The organism is Adhaeribacter rhizoryzae (assembly GCF_008629685.1).
In the GTDB taxonomy this organism is placed as follows: Bacteria; Bacteroidota; Bacteroidia; order Cytophagales; family Hymenobacteraceae; genus Adhaeribacter; species Adhaeribacter rhizoryzae.
The window spans coordinates 380,506-396,930 of sequence record NZ_VWSF01000003.1; the positions used below are offsets into that span (position 1 = coordinate 380,506).

The 16,425-nt window shown below is 43.1% G+C and carries 12 protein-coding genes; 8 read left to right on the forward strand and 4 right to left on the reverse strand.

From position 1 onward, the window contains the following. Window positions 1–66 precede the first annotated feature (66 nt). Window positions 67–1,332 (reverse strand): putative DNA modification/repair radical SAM protein, encoded by a 1,266-nt coding sequence (locus F0145_RS06585; protein ID WP_150087519.1) that lies wholly within the window; start codon window positions 1,330–1,332, stop codon window positions 67–69. Window positions 1,333–1,587: 255 nt separating this feature from the next. Between F0145_RS06585 and F0145_RS06590 the strand changes: the two genes are divergently transcribed. The 8 genes from F0145_RS06590 to F0145_RS06625 all read left to right on the forward strand — a co-directional run bounded on the left by F0145_RS06590 (window position 1,588) and on the right by F0145_RS06625 (window position 13,941). Next, complete coding sequence (locus F0145_RS06590; protein ID WP_150087520.1) at window positions 1,588–3,477, forward strand: BamA/TamA family outer membrane protein; 1,890 nt, start codon at window positions 1,588–1,590, stop codon at window positions 3,475–3,477. A gap of 579 nt (window positions 3,478–4,056) precedes the next feature. Continuing rightward, window positions 4,057–5,388 (forward strand): NAD(P)/FAD-dependent oxidoreductase, encoded by a 1,332-nt coding sequence (locus F0145_RS06595; RefSeq protein WP_150087521.1) that lies wholly within the window; start codon window positions 4,057–4,059, stop codon window positions 5,386–5,388. Between the two features lie 268 nt (window positions 5,389–5,656). Beyond that, a complete protein-coding gene (locus F0145_RS06600) occupies window positions 5,657–6,484 on the forward strand; it encodes a CvfB family protein (protein WP_150087522.1) in 828 nt (275 codons plus the stop codon). Window positions 6,485–6,607: 123 nt separating this feature from the next. Further along, window positions 6,608–7,288, forward strand: a complete 681-nt coding sequence (locus F0145_RS06605; RefSeq protein ID WP_150087523.1) for an oxidoreductase — start codon at window positions 6,608–6,610, stop codon at window positions 7,286–7,288. Window positions 7,289–7,503: 215 nt separating this feature from the next. Beyond that, the gene (locus F0145_RS06610; protein ID WP_150087524.1) at window positions 7,504–8,283 is read left to right on the forward strand and encodes an SAM-dependent methyltransferase; all 780 of its coding nucleotides are present in this window, start codon (window positions 7,504–7,506) and stop codon (window positions 8,281–8,283) included. Window positions 8,284–8,788: 505 nt separating this feature from the next. Next, window positions 8,789–9,964 (forward strand): L,D-transpeptidase family protein, encoded by a 1,176-nt coding sequence (locus F0145_RS06615; protein WP_150087525.1) that lies wholly within the window; start codon window positions 8,789–8,791, stop codon window positions 9,962–9,964. A 128-nt stretch (window positions 9,965–10,092) separates the two neighbouring features. Further along, a complete protein-coding gene (locus tag F0145_RS06620; protein ID WP_150087526.1) occupies window positions 10,093–13,023 on the forward strand; it encodes a ligand-binding sensor domain-containing protein in 2,931 nt (976 codons plus the stop codon). A 234-nt stretch (window positions 13,024–13,257) separates the two neighbouring features. Beyond that, entirely contained in the window at window positions 13,258–13,941 is a 684-nt protein-coding gene (locus tag F0145_RS06625; protein ID WP_150087527.1) for a LuxR C-terminal-related transcriptional regulator, read from the forward strand. A 22-nt stretch (window positions 13,942–13,963) separates the two neighbouring features. Here the strand turns inward: F0145_RS06625 and F0145_RS06630 are convergent, their stop codons facing one another. The 3 genes from F0145_RS06630 to F0145_RS06640 are packed head-to-tail and all read right to left on the reverse strand — an operon-like array spanning window position 13,964 to window position 16,290. Beyond that, on the reverse strand, window positions 13,964–14,908 hold the full coding sequence (locus F0145_RS06630; RefSeq protein WP_150087528.1) for a succinylglutamate desuccinylase/aspartoacylase family protein: 945 nt from the start codon (window positions 14,906–14,908) through the stop codon (window positions 13,964–13,966). Continuing rightward, window positions 14,909–15,814 (reverse strand): 30S ribosomal protein S6--L-glutamate ligase, encoded by a 906-nt coding sequence (gene rimK, locus F0145_RS06635; RefSeq protein WP_150087529.1) that lies wholly within the window; start codon window positions 15,812–15,814, stop codon window positions 14,909–14,911. After that, on the reverse strand, window positions 15,811–16,290 hold the full coding sequence (locus tag F0145_RS06640) for an ATP-dependent zinc protease family protein (protein WP_150087530.1): 480 nt from the start codon (window positions 16,288–16,290) through the stop codon (window positions 15,811–15,813). The genes rimK and F0145_RS06640 overlap by 4 nt, the downstream gene beginning before the upstream one ends. Between the last annotated feature and the right edge of the window lie 135 nt (window positions 16,291–16,425).

Below are 16,425 nucleotides of genomic sequence, written 5' to 3' on the forward strand. Positions count from 1 at the left end.
TAGTATATAATGTATTATATATTAATAGTTTATACTCTTAATTAGTTAAAAAAGATACACCTGGCATTAACCAACCTGCTGAAATAAATCCAACTGTTGCTTTACCAGGGCACTACGGTGCGAATTTTCGCCAAATATTATTTTTCTTCGAATTACTTCTTCGGCATAATCTTTTTGTTCGAGGCTGCGGCCGTTGCAGGTAATAAAATATTTGGCCCGTTTTAGTACCACCCCAATTTTGTGCAGATGGTCGAACGAAAGGGACGTGAAACGCCGCGCCGAAACAATTTTTTTGGCCGATTTAACGCCAATACCGGGAACTCGTAAAATAAATTCGTAATCGGCGGTATTAATATCTATAGGAAATAAGTAGCGGTTGCGCAGCGCCCACGCCAGTTTCGGATCAATTTGCAGATCCAGGTTGGGGTAAAACTCGTTTACCAGTTCGTTTACATTAAAGCCGTAAAAGCGCAAAAGCCAATCGGCCTGGTAAATGCGGTTTTCGCGGATTACCGGCGTTGCCGCCAGCACCGGCAAGCGATTATCGCTAGATACCGGCACATAACCCGAGTAATAAACCCGTTTCAGTTTATAATCCTGGTACAACTGGCTGGAGAGGTGCAATATTTGTTGGTCGCTTTCGGCGGAGGCACCCACAATTAATTGGGTGCTTTGTCCGGCCGGGGCAAAACTTGGCGCCAGTTTAAACAACTTGCGCTCTTCTTTATTTTGCACTAGTTCGCGGCTAATAGCGCCCATAGGTTGCAGAATTTGCGGGTAATTTTTCTCGGGGGCTAAAGCTTGCAAACTCAACTCCGTCGGTAGTTCAATATTTACACTCAGGCGATCGGCATACAAACCGGCTTCTTTTATTAATTCTTCGCTGGCACCGGGTATGGTTTTTAAATGAATGTAGCCGTTAAACTTGTGTTCTTGGCGCAGCTTTTTGGCAATGCGTACCAGCCGCTCCATGGTATAATCCGAATCCTTAAAAATACCCGAACTCAGAAACAACCCTTCGATGTAATTGCGGCGGTAAAAATTTAAAGTCAGGTTTACTACTTCGTCTACGGTAAAGGCCGCCCGCTTTATATCGTTGCTGCGCCGGGTAACACAATACGCGCAATCAAAAATGCAGTAGTTAGTCAGTAATATTTTAAGCAGCGATACACAACGCCCGTCTTCGGTATAGCTGTGGCAAATACCCATGCCTTCGGCGTTGCCCAAGCCCTTGTTCTCGTTCTTGCGTTTACCACCGCTCGACGAGCAAGACACATCGTATTTGGCTGCATCGGCTAATATTTTTAGCTTTTCCTGAACTTTGTCATTCATATGGTCAATATTACTAAATTAATTTAGAATATCCCAAACTATTTAGCTAATATTTTTAGCTTATACTTAAAAATCTTTACTGGTTAGTACCTCATTAATTTGGTGTAGAAATAATATACCGGGTAAATTAGAACTGCGTAATACTAGAAGTAAGGGCTATTGTCGTTATTAGGTAAATAATAGCAAATTCCCCATATTTGTTCTTTATCCGCAGCAGATGAAGCGTTTAGTGGCGATACCGGATTTAATGTTAATATGATTTTTTTAAAAGGGTTATTGTTCGCTTTACTCCTCCTGGTAGCAGGAAGTAGTTTACCCATTGTTGCCCTGGCCCAAAATCCCGTTATAGTCGCCGATTCGGTTAAAAGCAAGCCATTGCCGGATACGGTATTAAAGCCTAATACTTCGGATAGAATTCTGGAAAACCTGAAACAATTATCGAAGAAAAAAACTTTCTGGGGTCGGGTTACCAAATCATTGCTCCGGTTCGATAAAAAGGCTACGACTAATTACAACAGCCCCATCTTGTTAAACACGCCTACCGAAAAGCATAACTACAAAGTAATCCGGCGCATTGATTATAAAACCCTGAACAGTTTTGGCTATTCTATTTCGGATACCACCCGCCGTCCGCGTAATTTCCTGGAAAAAGCCGGCAATTCGGTACACATTAAAACCCACCGGGGCCGCATCCGGAATACCTTACTTTTTAAAACGAATGGCATTCTGGAGCCCCTGCATTTATCGGAATCGGAGCGTTTACTGCGCCAGAAAGAATATATTCTGGATGCCCGCGTGTTGGTGAACGAAAAAACCACGACCCAGGACAGTGTAGATATTATTGTTATTACCAAAGATGTATTTAGCTTAAGCGGTTCGGTGGCGTTAAACCCAAGCCAGGCTTATGGGCGCATTGGCCTCAACGATATTAATTTCCTGGGGTTAGGTCACCAGTTCCGGAACCTGTATACGTTTGGTGTAGACTCAGTAATTAACAACGGCAACACCCGGCGCACCTGGATGTATACGGGCAGCTATACCATCGAAAATATTTACAACACGTTTGCCTCGGCCCAAGTACTTTATCGCAACGAAGCCAACTACCAGCAGCGTGGCCTGAATTTATACCGCGATTTTTATACCGCCAATACCAAATACGCCGGTGCAGCCAGTGTAAATTATTACATGCACCCCATTTATATTAAAAATGATGCTGATACCCGTCAGCGGATGAATATTGAATATATGCGTCAGGATTACTGGCTGGGTAAAGCCCACAAATTAAAATCGTATGACTTGGGGTTCGAAAATAGAGCGCGTATTATTACGGCCGGCCGTATTATTTCTACCAATTACCTCAACTCGCCTAATCAGGATTACCAAAACAACACCTTGTATATAGCCGGCATTGGTTACAGTTTCCGGAAATATTACCGGTCGCAATATTTGTTTGGTTTCGGCCGCACCGAAGATATTCCGGCCGGCAATTTATTTTCTTTGTCGGCGGGCTACGAAGCCGGGCAGTTTTATGACCGCCGTTATTTTGGCGCTAAAATGGCTTTTGGCAAGTACCGGACTAACTTCGGTTATTTATACCTGGATGCGCAATACGACACTTATCTGCGGGGTAAGCGTTGGGAACAAGGCGAATTTGCGAGCGAAATACTATACTTTACCAAATTGCTTTCGGTGGGCACCTGGCAATGGCGGCATTTTATCTGGAACCGCACCAGCATAGGCCTGAACCGGAAATACGGCGAAAATTTATTGAGCATTAATCGCCAGGAAGGTATCCGGGGTTTTCGCACACCCGAACGGGGTACCAAACGCGTTGTGCTTAATTACGAAAGTAGTTTATTTACGCCAATTTCTTTCCTGGGCTTCCGGTTGGCGCTGGTTTCTTTTGCCGATGTGGCCTGGCTGTCGCAAACCGATAAAGGCAATCCGTTTAAGCACTTGCCTTACCAGGGTTATGGTTTTGGCATCCGGTTCCGGAACGAGTATATGGCTTTTAACACCATTCAGTTATTATTGGGCTACTACCCGCAAGGCTCAGCCCCGCTCCGCAATTTTAATTCTACCCGCCCTTACTACGATTTCAACGATTTCCGCTTTACCCAACCGCTGGTACCGGATTTCAGGTAGTTAGTTTATAACTTTTATTTCCTGAATATTTAACCCATAGGCACCCTCCCTCCTTCTCTATTTGCAACACCATTAATTACAATCGTTAAAAGAAACGGGCCTTTTCATAAGCCCTGAAGGGGCGTAATAACCTAGCCCAGGGTGCAGCCCTGGGTCCTGGGCAACAAACCAATATATTCAAAAGCCCTGAAAGGGCGAAATCCCTTCTCTACTCACGCCATCTCAATATTAAATATTCTGCCCATTAAGGGCTTATAAAATATGTTTGCCTTTTTCGATGGGCTACACCCATCGCTGGGTTATTACGCCCACTTCGGGGCTTATGGGTAGTTGTTTAACTTCATTCTTTCTGGTGAAAAAAGGATTCTCGTTATTCTGAAAAGAATATTTATAAACTAAAGAATCTTTGCAAACTATTATAACCGCGGTAAATCAAACAAGATCTAGCTAAATTTTTAGGTTTATGCCTTTCGAACACCATATAATTTCACCACTATCCTACCCCCAATACAACCAATCCGGTTAAATATAGATATAAGGAATAATTAGAATAAAACACTTCCTTAAAGATTGGGAACCATGGCCAATTGCGCGCGAATAGAAGACAACGGTAAAAAACGAATAGTAATTATAGGCGGTGGGTTTGGGGGCCTGGAACTGGCAAAAAGCTTGAAAGATGCCGATGTACAAGTAGTACTGCTTGATAAGCAAAATTTCCATACGTTTCAGCCTTTGCTGTACCAGGTAGCTACGGCCGGCCTCGAAGGCGAGTCCATTATTCATCCGTTCCGGCAAATATTTGAGGCGCAACCTAATTTTTATTTTCGCTGGGCCGAGGTGCAGGCCATAGATACTACCACCCAAATGGTAGAAACCACCATTGGGTTGCTCCGCTACGACTTGCTGGTAATGGCTACCGGGGCCACCACCAATTATTTCGGCGATAAACTAATGGAGAAAGCCGCTCTGGCCATGAAAAATATTGACGATGCCCTGGAACTGCGCAACACCGTTCTCAGCAATTTTGAAAAAGCGCTGCAAATCGACGACGAAGAACAACTCAACAGTTTAATGGATTACGTAATTGTAGGTGGCGGCCCCACCGGCGTAGAGCTGGCCGGTGCTTTAAGCGAATTGCGCAAACACGTATTTCCGAAAGATTACAAAGAGCTCGATTTTATTAAAATGGATATTCATTTAATTCAGAGCGGGCCGCAACTGTTGAAAGGTATGTCGGAAGAAGCTTCGCGCAAAGCCCAGCAGTACCTCGAAGATTTTGGCGTTAAGATCTGGCTCAACCGTCGCGTGCAGTCTTACGATGGCTATACCGTTACGTTAGATACCGGCGAAACCCTGATTACCCGCACCTTAATTTGGGCAGCCGGGGTAAATGGTGCTCCTATTGCGGGTATTAAGCCCGAAAGCATTTTAAAAGGCAACCGTTTACAGGTAGATGTTTACAACCGGGTAATAGGCTACGAGAATATTTTTGCCCTTGGCGATGTAGCCGCCATGGTTACCGACGAAAATCCGCAGGGCCACCCCATGATGGCGCAACCGGCTATACAGCAGGGCAAGTTGCTGGGCAAAAATATAATTAATTTATTAGCCGGTAAATCACTGACGCCTTTCCAATACCACGACCAAGGCGCTATGGCTACTATTGGCCGCAACCACGCCGTAGCCGATTTAAAAATATTTAATAAAGAAATAAGAACGCAGGGCTTCCGGGCTTGGGTAATCTGGATGTTTATTCACCTTATTTCTATTGTGGGCTTCCGGAACCGGTTTGTGGTCCTTTTTAACTGGATTTGGAGCTATTTCAGTTTTAACAAAGGCATCCGGTTTATTCTGGGCAAAACCCACGAAAATATTCCGGTAGAAGCCGTTACGCAAAAAGCGGTAATATAAATAAGGGTTAGTTATAGTTTGGTTAGCCCCAGCAATGGTTTATTCTGCTTTCTGCAGGCATAAAAACTTTTTTACTTTTGAAAGCTATAATTCCGGTTGCCTGTTTCGGTTTAAATAATTTAAAAATAACATGCTATAAATGAGCCCTTTGAATTGATTTATTTAGATAAAAAATCATTATTTATAAATAAATAACAGTTAAAACCCAACCAGGTATATCTCACTCTCTTTTCTTTCCGTAGGTTTGTACATAAAATATTAAAAAGAAATGGTAGCCCTCGGCGATTACAACGAACTGGAAATTATTAAGCAGGTTGATTTTGGTGTTTACCTCGATTCGGAGGATGGGGAAATATTGCTGCCCCAGAAATATTTACCCGAAGATTACCGGGTAGGCGATTTATTACGGGTTTTTATTTACCGCGATTCCGAAGACCGCATTATTGCCACCACCCAGCAGCCCAAAGCCAAAGTAGGCGATTTTGCGGCGCTGGAAGTAAAACAAACAAGTAATTACGGCGCTTTTCTGGATTGGGGCCTCGAAAAAGATTTGTTTGTACCGTTTCAGAACCAGCGCGACAAAATGCAGGCAGGCCGCAAATACGTGGTGTATGTTTACCTCGACGAGAACTCGGACCGGATTGTAGCCACCGCCAAGTACGAAAAATACCTGGATAAAGACCCCGTAACTTTGCGCGAGGGCGAGGAGGTAGATTTACTTGTAGCCGGCTTTTCCGATTTGGGTATTAAAGTAATTATTAATAGCCGCTACCAGGGCATTCTGTATAAAAACGAAGTTTTCCGGCAACTACACCTCGGCGATAAAACTACCGGCTACATTCGCAAGATTAGAGAAGACCAAAAAATTGATGTAAGCCTGCAGCGCAGTGGCTACGCCGAAGTGCCCGATGCCGCAGAACAAATTCTGCAAAAGCTAAAAGCCGGCGGCGGCCAACTACCTTTATCGGATAACAGCACGCCCGAAGCTATTTACGAAATATTGGGTATGAGTAAAAAAACCTTTAAAAAAGCCTTAGGCAGCCTTTACCGGAATGGCAGGGTAAGCTTAAACCCTGATTCTATTATTTTAAAATAAGCACAATACGGCTGCTAAAAATATTTAAAAGTAAAATTAAATATTATATATAAAATTAAATATTCATCTAAATTGCAGACAGTAAGTTGCTTACCCTCATAATCAGAAATTTTAAAATATAATATGACCTTGCCTCAAAAAACGGCTCTGATTGCGGGAGCCAGCGGGTTGGTTGGCAGTTATTGCCTGCGCTTGTTATTACAAAGCAACCGGTACGATAAAGTAATTGCCATTGGCCGGAAAGCCTTGCCCATGCAGCATCCTAAACTTAGGCAGTTAATAATAGATTTTAATAAACTAGATACCTATAAGCACAGCCTGATTGCCGATGATATTTATTGCTGCCTGGGTACTACCATTAAAGAGGCTGGTTCTAAAGAAAATTTTTATCAGGTAGATCATACCTACGTGGTTAATTTTGCGGCTATTACTTCGGCTAATTTTGCTTCTCAGTTTTTGGTGGTGTCTTCACTGGGAGCTAACGCCAACTCACCTATTTTTTACAGCCGGGTAAAAGGCCAGATGGAAAACACCGTTCAACCTATGCCGTTTTTAGGCGTTCATATATTTCAGCCTTCCTTGTTGCTGGGTCCGCGCCAGCAAAAACGTTTTGGTGAAAATATTGGTGCAGTGCTCATGAAAACAGTTGGCTTCCTGTTGGTAGGGCCTTTAAAGAAATACAAAGCCATTGCAGCCGAAGATGTAGCCAAAGCCATGTTGTACGCCGCCACGCAAGACGGTGCCGGCATTAAAATGCACGATACCGAAACTATCCGGAAAGAAGCCTCTTTACTGAACCTTTAGCCCGCAAATTCAACCTTACATAAAAAACAACACAACTTATCGGAATTAATTATTAGAGAAAAAATATCTTCTTTCCTCGCCTAAGTCTAAAATGGTTTAGAATTGATTGTTTTTTTTGATTGATTGCCGGCAAGTACTGTTCCTATCTATACCAAGTATAATTTTATAACCACCTTTAATTACCTGCGTATTGTTGGGTTACCAAACCTAAACGCATGAGCCCTTACCCACCGGTACGTTTAAAATCATTATTCCCCAGAGCCACCAAATACGACCAGAAATGGGTTACGCAGCACTCCATGGGTGAGAATGTACTTTTTAACCTGGAGAGTTTAACGGCTATTCTGCCCTTAAAAGCCGGTATGCGGGTTTTGGATTTAGGCTGCGGCAAAGCCATTAGCTCTATTTTTTTAGCCAAAGAATTTAAGGTGCAGGTTTGGGCCGTTGACGAAGCCATCTCCCCCGCCGATAACCTGGCCCGCATTACTGAAGCTGATTGTGAAAATCAAGTTTTTCCGTTGCAGGCCGATGCGCGCAGTTTACCTTTTGCCGAAGGTTTTTTTGATGCCATAATCGTGATTGATTCTTACACCTATTTTGGCACCGACGAAAAGTACCTGCCATATATTTGCCGTTTTTTAAAACCGGACGGTTACATAGCTATTGCGGATGTTTGCTTTAAAGAAGAAATTGAAACCCTGCACCAGGTACCGGCCTTTTTACGCAAAGATTTTCAGGATTACTGGTATTTTATACATTCGGTAGATTGGTGGCGCAAGCTTTGGGAAAAAACCGGCCTGGTTACCATTAAAGCTGCCGAAATATTGCCGGCCGCACCAGTTATCCGGGAACAATATATTAAAGATTTTGCCGCTTCGGGTAAAAAAGATCCTTTTGCCAAAGCCCTACAGAAAGATACCAAAGAGGTTATTTCCTTTTTCCGGTTGGTTGGGCAGCGTACTTCCAAAGAAGTTTACCTCCAGTCTTACAAGTAAATATTCATTACTAAGCTTATTCTTAAAGCTTTTTAGCATTTAAAAAATGCATGAATGCATTGTTCTTGCTGCGGAGACACCAGCAAGTAGTTTGGCAGTAGCATTAAAATTGGCGGTGATAACACCATAGCCGTTAGGCTAAGAGAAAAGAATTACGACATGCATCTTACCTCAATCGCCTGCCTTTGCATTGCCCCTGACTTTAGTCAGAGGTACGGAATATTTCCCCTGATCGGCCCTTAAATCCGGGGCTAAAGCACCCGGGCAATACATTGCTGCGCTTAACCTGCATGCCATTGGTGATAACGCCATTAATGACACCAGATTCTGTTCGAAACAGAAAAACCCATTTTAAACCTTCCCTCAGTTAACCCAACTGGCTTTAAAATATTAACTTAATATTTTTAAGGCCGTTATACAAATATCAAGACCTCAAGAGTTCCACACAAACAACTAGATACTAACTAAAACTAAGAGCAAGCAAATGACATAAAGCTACAAAATAATGCTTAACAGAACTTGGCGATTAACGCTAGTAATGGGTTGGTGTTGGTTGGTTTTGCCATTTTGGACGATAGCGCAAACGATTCACCCGCAAGTACCGCGCTTACTGCAAGCGCTGGAACATTACCGCCAATTGGCGGCGCAAAACACCTGGGCCAGCTTCCCGGCAGATATTTTTTTGCTTCCCGGTACCAGTAGTCCGCACATTCCTAATCTCCGGCATAATCTTTTATTAACCCACGACCTGCCCCAGCCCGATACCAGTTCGCTTCTTTTGTATGATAATGCTTTACTAGCGGCGGTTATTAAATTTCAGGAGCGGCACGGCCTAAAACCCGATGGGAAAGTAGGAAGATTAACCATAGAAGCGCTGAATATTACACCAACCCAGCGCATCCGGCAACTAGAGTTTAATTTGCGCCGTTGGCAGGCCGATACCATAGCCCTTACTGCTCAGCGGGTACTGTTAAATATTCCGGATTTTACCTTAAAGTTACTCGATGGCAATTACCAATTGGTATGGCAAACCCGCGTAATTGTGGGGCAACCGCAAACCGGCCGGCAAACGGCCTTGCTCACCAGCAAACTTGCTTACCTGGTTTTAAACCCAACCTGGAATATTCCGGCCAGCATCATCCGGAAAGAAATTATACCGGTACTTAAGAAAGACCCATATTACCTGGCCCATAACCAGATGCGCGTGTACAAAATTAAGCAAGGTAAAAAATATCCGGTTTCGGTTAGGAGTATAAACTGGCAAACCGCCAACCCGGAGCGCGATTCTCTTATGATAATACAAGCCCCCGGCAAAGACAATGCCCTGGGCCGTATTAAGTTTATTTTTGATAACGCTTACCAGATTTACCTGCACGACACTCCGGATAAAGATTTATTTAACCAGGAAGTACGCCATTACAGCCACGGGTGCGTTCGGGTACAAAACCCCGAAATGCTGGCGGCTTACCTGCTTAACCAAAACTGGCAACAAAAACTACCCAAACCACTAGAATTTAAAGAAAGTCGCGCAGAAAAGATTGTTTACCTGCCCAAGCCGCTGCCCATTAAAATTGGTTATTTTACCAGTTGGGTAAACGACAAAGGGTTGGTGCAGTTTCGGGCCGATATTTATAACCTGGACCACTTTAATCCGGCTTTTGAAATTTCTGGCACTAAATAAAAACCGGCAACTTCATTCTTTAGCCCTCAAAAATAGAACGCCAAAAGCTATTATCTTTTGTAAAGATAAATTTGCACTACCAACTTTCTTTTTTATATTTAGTGTGCGTTTTTATATTTTAAGCAGTTGTGCGACAGAAAAGCTACCTTATTACCCTGTTTATTTTCTTACCATTTTTTTGCCTGGCCCAATTGGCCCAACAGCTTAATTTTCAAAATTCCCTTACCGATCAAGGCATTATTAATTCTACCGTTTACCATTCCCTGCAGGGTCCGCAAGGCTTTATCTGGTTTGCTACTGAGTCGGGTGTACTGCGGTTCGATGGCAACGAGTACAAACACTTTACCGTAGACGACGGCCTATCTGATAACGAAGTCCTAAAAATACACGCCGATTCAAAGAACCGCATCTGGTTTCTGACCTTATCGGGGAAGTTAAGCTATTATTTAAATGGCAAATTTTACAACGCCGGCAACGACGAACTGATTCGTAAAACCAGCATCAACTCGGCTTTTACTTCTTTTTACGAAGACAAACAGCACAATATCTGGTTTTTAGCCCTCGATAATATTTGTATTAAAATATCGCCGCAAAATAAAGTTACCCGGCTCGATTTGGGCAATAAACTACAGGGGCGTGAATGCTTTTTTTACGAAGATGCGCAGGATGGCTTAATAATAGTATCCAGAAGTGGGTTTTATCAGATAGCCGGCGATAAACAAATGCTGCTCAAATACCCTTTTAGCCTTTCTAAAAGCAAGAGTTATGCTTATACCTCCGGTGGTGGTATTTTATTTTTAGCAGCCGAAGGCATTGTACACATGCAGAATGGCGAGCAGCAATTAATGATCCCGGCCCGCTACCTGCCAGCTACCGATTTGTTAAGCTATTTACTGCTGGATAAACACAACAATTTATGGATAAATACACTGGGTACCGGCACTTACTTATTCGCTGATTTATTTAATTACCCTAAATCTTACAAGCAATATTTGCCCGGCTCCATTATTACCGGGGCGTTGCACGACAACGAAGACAATATCTGGTTTACCACCATCGGCGAAGGCACCTATATGTTACCGGCTAATTATTTAAAGGTAGTTTCGTTAACCACTGCCCAGGGTTTATCTTCCAACAAAATATATTCGATAACCAAAGATAGTGATAACAATATTTGGCTGGGTATGGAAAAAGGCATTATAAATGTGCTAAAACCCAATGGCATTACGAAACTAGATGCTAATTACCAGAAAGATATTTACAACCGGGTAAACCAAATGATGGAAGATAAAGCCCGTAATATTTGGTGTGCTACCGATAAAGGCACCATTGTTTTCCTCAAAAATAAAAATTATAAAAAAGCCGTCATTCGCAGTTCGGTGGGGTACGATTACCCGGCTAAGGTTGTAGGCCAGGCAGCAGACAAGGATATTTATTATGTATATTCTTCCGGCATTCAGAAAATATCAAAAGAAAACCTAAACCAAGGGCATTTTCAATCCGAAACCATACCCGATTTCCCGCGGGTAAGAACTTTTACGCATTTTCTGGATCAGGCAGATAGTACTTTGTGGTTCGCCAATGTGCGGGGGCTGCACAGTTACAAAAAAAACCAGATTACTTCCTATGGCCGGCTAGATACCTTACTTACCCAACGCATTACCCAAATTACCCAAACCCCCGATAAAATATTAGTACTGGCAACCCATGGCTACGGTATTATACTTTTTAAAAACAATAAAATAATCAGGCGCATAACCCGGCAACATGGCCTGCCCGATAATATTTGCAAAAAAGTGTTTGTGAAAGATAGTATTATCTGGGTTGCTACTAATAATGGTATTTGCCACATTAATTACAAAAGCAACAGAAAACCAGAATTATTAACAGTTTCGGATGGTATTATCAGCAATGAAATAAATGATATTTACGTAGATGCCGAAAAAATTTATATTGCTACCCCTTTAGGGCTGAGTATATTAAATAACAGCAATAATTTAAAAAGAATAGAATCGAAACCGCCTATGGTGCAAATAAGCCAGGTTAGCACCAAGACCGAAACGTTAAACCTAAACCGCAAAGTTAACCTCTCTTACGACGACAACCAGCTCTTTATTAAGTTTATAGCCATTACGTTTCAGGACCCAAAAAATATTACTTATCAGTACCGGCTTAAAGATGACAAAGCGGGCTGGATAGAAACTAAAAATAATTATGTAGACTTTTCGTCGCTGAGTACCGGTAACCACATTTTTGAAGTACGGGCCAGAAAAATAAATAGTAAGTGGAGCGAAACTGCCAGTTTCCGGTTTAGCATTACGCCGCCTTTCTGGCATACCTGGTGGTTTGTTGGCTTGGTGCTATGCTTGATAACTTTACTAATAGTGGGCCTGGTACGCTATGTAACGGCTTTTCAGTACCGGCAGCAATTACGCAAAATGGAAACCGAACAGCGGCTACAGCACGAACGGGAGCGAATTGCCCGCGATCTGCACGACAATGTAGGTTCGCAATTGGCCTATATTATTAACTCGCTCGACGATACCCCAGCTACCAACGAGGTTTTAACCAGTACTAAAACCAATCACCTGCGCGAATTTACCAAGCAAACCATTAACCAGCTCCGCGAAACCATTTGGGCCATTAGGCAGGAAAATATTAGCATTGGCGAGTTGGTAACCAAAGTGCAAAAGCTAATCTGGCAGCTCACCCGCTATAAATCTAATTTTAAGCACGAAATAAAGGTTGATGGCGACCAGGAAATAAAGCTATCGCCGTTGCAGGCCTTAAATCTTTACCGCATTGTACAGGAAGCCATTAACAACGTTTTTAACCACAGTTTAGCCGATACCATTAAAATTACTTTTAATGTAAATGCCCCCAAGTCGCTCGACATTACCATTGCCGATAACGGCATAGGCTTTGATACCGGTAACACCCATCTGGATAGTTACGGATTGCTGAACATGCAGGAAAGAGCCAACGAAATACCAGCGCAGTTTTCTATTATTTCGGCTAAAGGCAAGGGTACCCGCATAAAATTAAAAGTAGATCTGTAAAAAAGCGAACATTTTAGGGTGCAACAAATGTTGTACATACACCTATAAATAGAATATAAATAAATGATGTTTTGCTGAAGTAACTTATAACCCGGATTTAAAGATTATATTAGAAAAAATAAATTAAGTAAATCTGCTGCGAACCAGCCAACTTTCATTATTTCGAGCTTTAGGGCTTCACAACAGATTAATTTAAAAATAAAAACTTGGTTTAAACTTTACTTAAAATTACGCATGCCCCGACTGGCTATTGTTGAAGATAATTTGTTGCTGCGGAAAAACTTAATCCAGCGTTTATCTGGTTACCCGGATTTAGAGATTGTATTGGTTTGTACGCACGGCAAGCAATTTGTGGAAGCTTTACCTGCTTTGCCGCCGGATAAGATGCCCGAAGTAGTGCTGATGGATGTAGCCATGGACGTGATGAACGGCATTGAAGCTACTATAATTGCCAAAGAAAAATATCCTAATCTGCATATTTTAATGCTCAGCGTTTTCGACGATGACGACCGGGTTTTTAATGCCATTCAGGCCGGCGCCAGCGGGTATTTATTAAAAGAAGAAACGGCCGCTGCCCTGGTTTCGGCTATTCAGGGGGCTATGGAAGGAAAAGCTTATATGTCGCCGCCTATTGCAAAAAAAACCCTGGAATTTGTGCGGCAATCGCTAATGGTGGCCGCTACCCGTAAAGCCCAAATTCAGGATACGCCTAACCTGAGCAAACGAGAGCTGGAAATATTACAGATGCTATCGCAGGGCCTAACGTACCAGCATATTTCTACTTGCTTGTATTTAAGCGAATATACGGTGCAAACCCACGTAAAAAATATTTACAGTAAAATGCACGTTTCCAATAAGGTAGATGCCATTCGTAAAGCCCTGGAAAATAAGTGGTTCGAAAAATCTAAAAACTACTAATATAAATTCGTACTGCGTTATTTTAAAGTATTCCCAGATGCAGCAAGGCATCGCCCTGGTTTACCACCGGCATCCGGTTTAACCCAATTACATAACCGGCTTTAGGTGCTTTTATCCGCACAGACATTAACCCGTACGGATCGGCAATGCTGCCAATAATTTGGTTCTTTTGAATAAATTCGCCTAAAGCAATCTGGCACCAGAACAAGCCCGCTACTTTGGCCCGCACCCAGGAAGTTTTCTGGCAAATAATGGCCGGTTTCGCCGGCGCCGCCGTACTTTTTTGCATCTGTAAATAACTCAAAATCCTGGCGGTGCCGTCTATGCCTTCCTGAATACCAGTTTCATCAAACCGCAACGATTCCCCGGCTTCAAAAACAATAATATTTTTACCGTATTTAGAGGCTTCTTTGCGCAACGAACTGGGCCGGAGACTTGCGTTAATAATAAAAGGTGCGCCAAACGCATCGGCCAGCTTGGCGGCTTTGGTGTTAGCTAGTAAACACCGCACCTGCGGATAATTGGCCCGGCTGGCGCCACCCGTATGAAAATCAAGACCGTAATCAACCCAAGGTAATATTTCTTTCACAAACTTATGGGCCACGCGGCTGGCCAAAGAACCTTGCTCATTTCCCGGAAAACTCCGGTTCACATCCTTGCCATCGGGTACTTCTCTTGAAAAATTTAAAAAGCCGTAAATATTAAGAACCGGTATGGCTATAATGGTGCCGCGCTCCGGCCGCAGCATTTTCCGGCGTAGCATCCGGCGCACAATCTCAATGCCGTTAACTTCGTCGCCGTGCATGCCGGCCATCAGCAATAAAACCGGGCCGTCTTCAGCTCCCCGGAAAACATGCACCGGAATATCAATAACTGTACCGCTGGGCAGTCGCGAAATATTCAGGCGAATTAACACCTGCTGGCCTAAACCAATTTCCTGCTTGTTAATGGTAATTACCTGCGGCATTTATTCGCGTTGTTTTTGCTTAGCTTTTTTCTTTAACACCAGTGCTTCGGTATACTGAATTATTTTACTCGCAATATCGAGGTTGGTAGATTTTTCGATACCTTCCAGGCCCGGCGAAGAGTTTACTTCCAGAATTAAGGGTCCGCGTTTAGATTGCAGCATATCTACGCCGGCAATTGCCAGGTCCAGGGTTTTGGCGGCAAGTAAAGCGGCGGCTTTCTCGGCCCGCGAAAGTTTTATGAGCGTGCCCGTGCCGCCCCGGTGTAAGTTAGACCGGAACTCGCCTTCTTTGCCCTGCCTTTTCATGGCGCCTACTACTTCGCCGTTCACAATAAACGCCCGTATATCGGCTCCCTTCGATTCCGAAATAAATTCCTGCACAATAATACGGGCCTTCAGGTTATGAAACGCTTCAATTACCGATTCAGCCGCTTTTTCGGTTTCGGCCAGCACCACGCCCAAACCTTGTGTTCCTTCGAGTAATTTAATTACCACCGGCGCGCCGCCTACCTGGTTTACCAGTTGTTTGCTGTCTTTAGAATAATTGGTAAAAGCCGTTTTAGGCATGCCTAAACCCGCCCTAGATAAATTTTGCATGGTACGCAATTTATCTCTGGAGCGAACTATGGCCTGCGACCCGACCGCACTTTTTACTTTCATCATTTCGAACTGGCGCACTACGGCCGTACCGTAAAAAGTAACCGAAGCCCCAATGCGGGGAATTACCGCATCTATACCCGTTAATAAATTTCCTTTGTACATAATAGCCGGCTGCCCGGCTTCAATAATTAAATCGCACTTAAGATGGTCTAGTACCACCACCTCGTGCCCGCGGGCCTGCGCCGCCTCTACCAAACGCCGGGTAGAATACAACTTTGCATTACGGGACAGAATGGCTATTTTCATAAATTATTCTTTTTCTTCTTTTTATTAGCTTTCTTTTTTCTTTTCAGGGCTACGTTCTTTTTAGAAACATCTACAATAAAATTATTCTGCAGCAGCGAACGCCCAATTAATACCGGATATTTTAAATCGCGCCTATCCGATAAAGAAAAGTCCGTTTGAATTATTTCTTCGTACAACTGAATCTGCGTTCGGATAACGTATCTTTCCTGTACATCGCCGAACGAACTTTTAATATCGCGCAAGGTAAATTCTTTAAACTCAAATAATTTATTATTGTACTGCGGATGCGAGGGGTCGAGCAACTGAAACCGGATTACCCGGCTGCCATCGGCCAATGTAGCTTCCTGAATGTTAGAACAATGGATAGCCGAGGTATATGCCCCGGTATCTATTTTGGCTTCTACCTCGAACAGCTGCAAAACCGGGAAATTTACCATTTCCCGCCGGCCAATTAATTTTTTTGTTTCTTCGTCCATGAGCGAGCCCGAATGTAAGAATTATTTATTCAATCTTTTATTATGGTTATTTAACCTTTTCTTTTAGCCAAACACCGCCTTACGCAGGATTTACGTATAGTAAAATGATAATCTGGCAGATCTGGATTTTAAGCA

Bases quoted from the DNA above. Each gene is read 5' to 3' on its own strand.
- F0145_RS06585 (WP_150087519.1), bottom strand. From the start codon at position 1,332: ATGAATGACAAAGTTCAGGAAAAGCTAAAAATATTAGCCGATGCAGCC.
- F0145_RS06590 (WP_150087520.1), top strand. From the start codon at position 1,588: ATGATTTTTTTAAAAGGGTTATTGTTCGCTTTACTCCTCCTGGTAGCA.
- F0145_RS06595 (WP_150087521.1), top strand. From the start codon at position 4,057: ATGGCCAATTGCGCGCGAATAGAAGACAACGGTAAAAAACGAATAGTA.
- F0145_RS06600 (WP_150087522.1), top strand. From the start codon at position 5,657: ATGGTAGCCCTCGGCGATTACAACGAACTGGAAATTATTAAGCAGGTT.
- F0145_RS06605 (WP_150087523.1), top strand. From the start codon at position 6,608: ATGACCTTGCCTCAAAAAACGGCTCTGATTGCGGGAGCCAGCGGGTTG.
- F0145_RS06610 (WP_150087524.1), top strand. From the start codon at position 7,504: ATGAGCCCTTACCCACCGGTACGTTTAAAATCATTATTCCCCAGAGCC.
- F0145_RS06615 (WP_150087525.1), top strand. From the start codon at position 8,789: ATGCTTAACAGAACTTGGCGATTAACGCTAGTAATGGGTTGGTGTTGG.
- F0145_RS06625 (WP_150087527.1), top strand. From the start codon at position 13,258: ATGCCCCGACTGGCTATTGTTGAAGATAATTTGTTGCTGCGGAAAAAC.
- F0145_RS06630 (WP_150087528.1), bottom strand. From the start codon at position 14,908: ATGCCGCAGGTAATTACCATTAACAAGCAGGAAATTGGTTTAGGCCAG.
- rimK (WP_150087529.1), bottom strand. From the start codon at position 15,814: ATGAAAATAGCCATTCTGTCCCGTAATGCAAAGTTGTATTCTACCCGG.
- F0145_RS06640 (WP_150087530.1), bottom strand. From the start codon at position 16,290: ATGGACGAAGAAACAAAAAAATTAATTGGCCGGCGGGAAATGGTAAAT.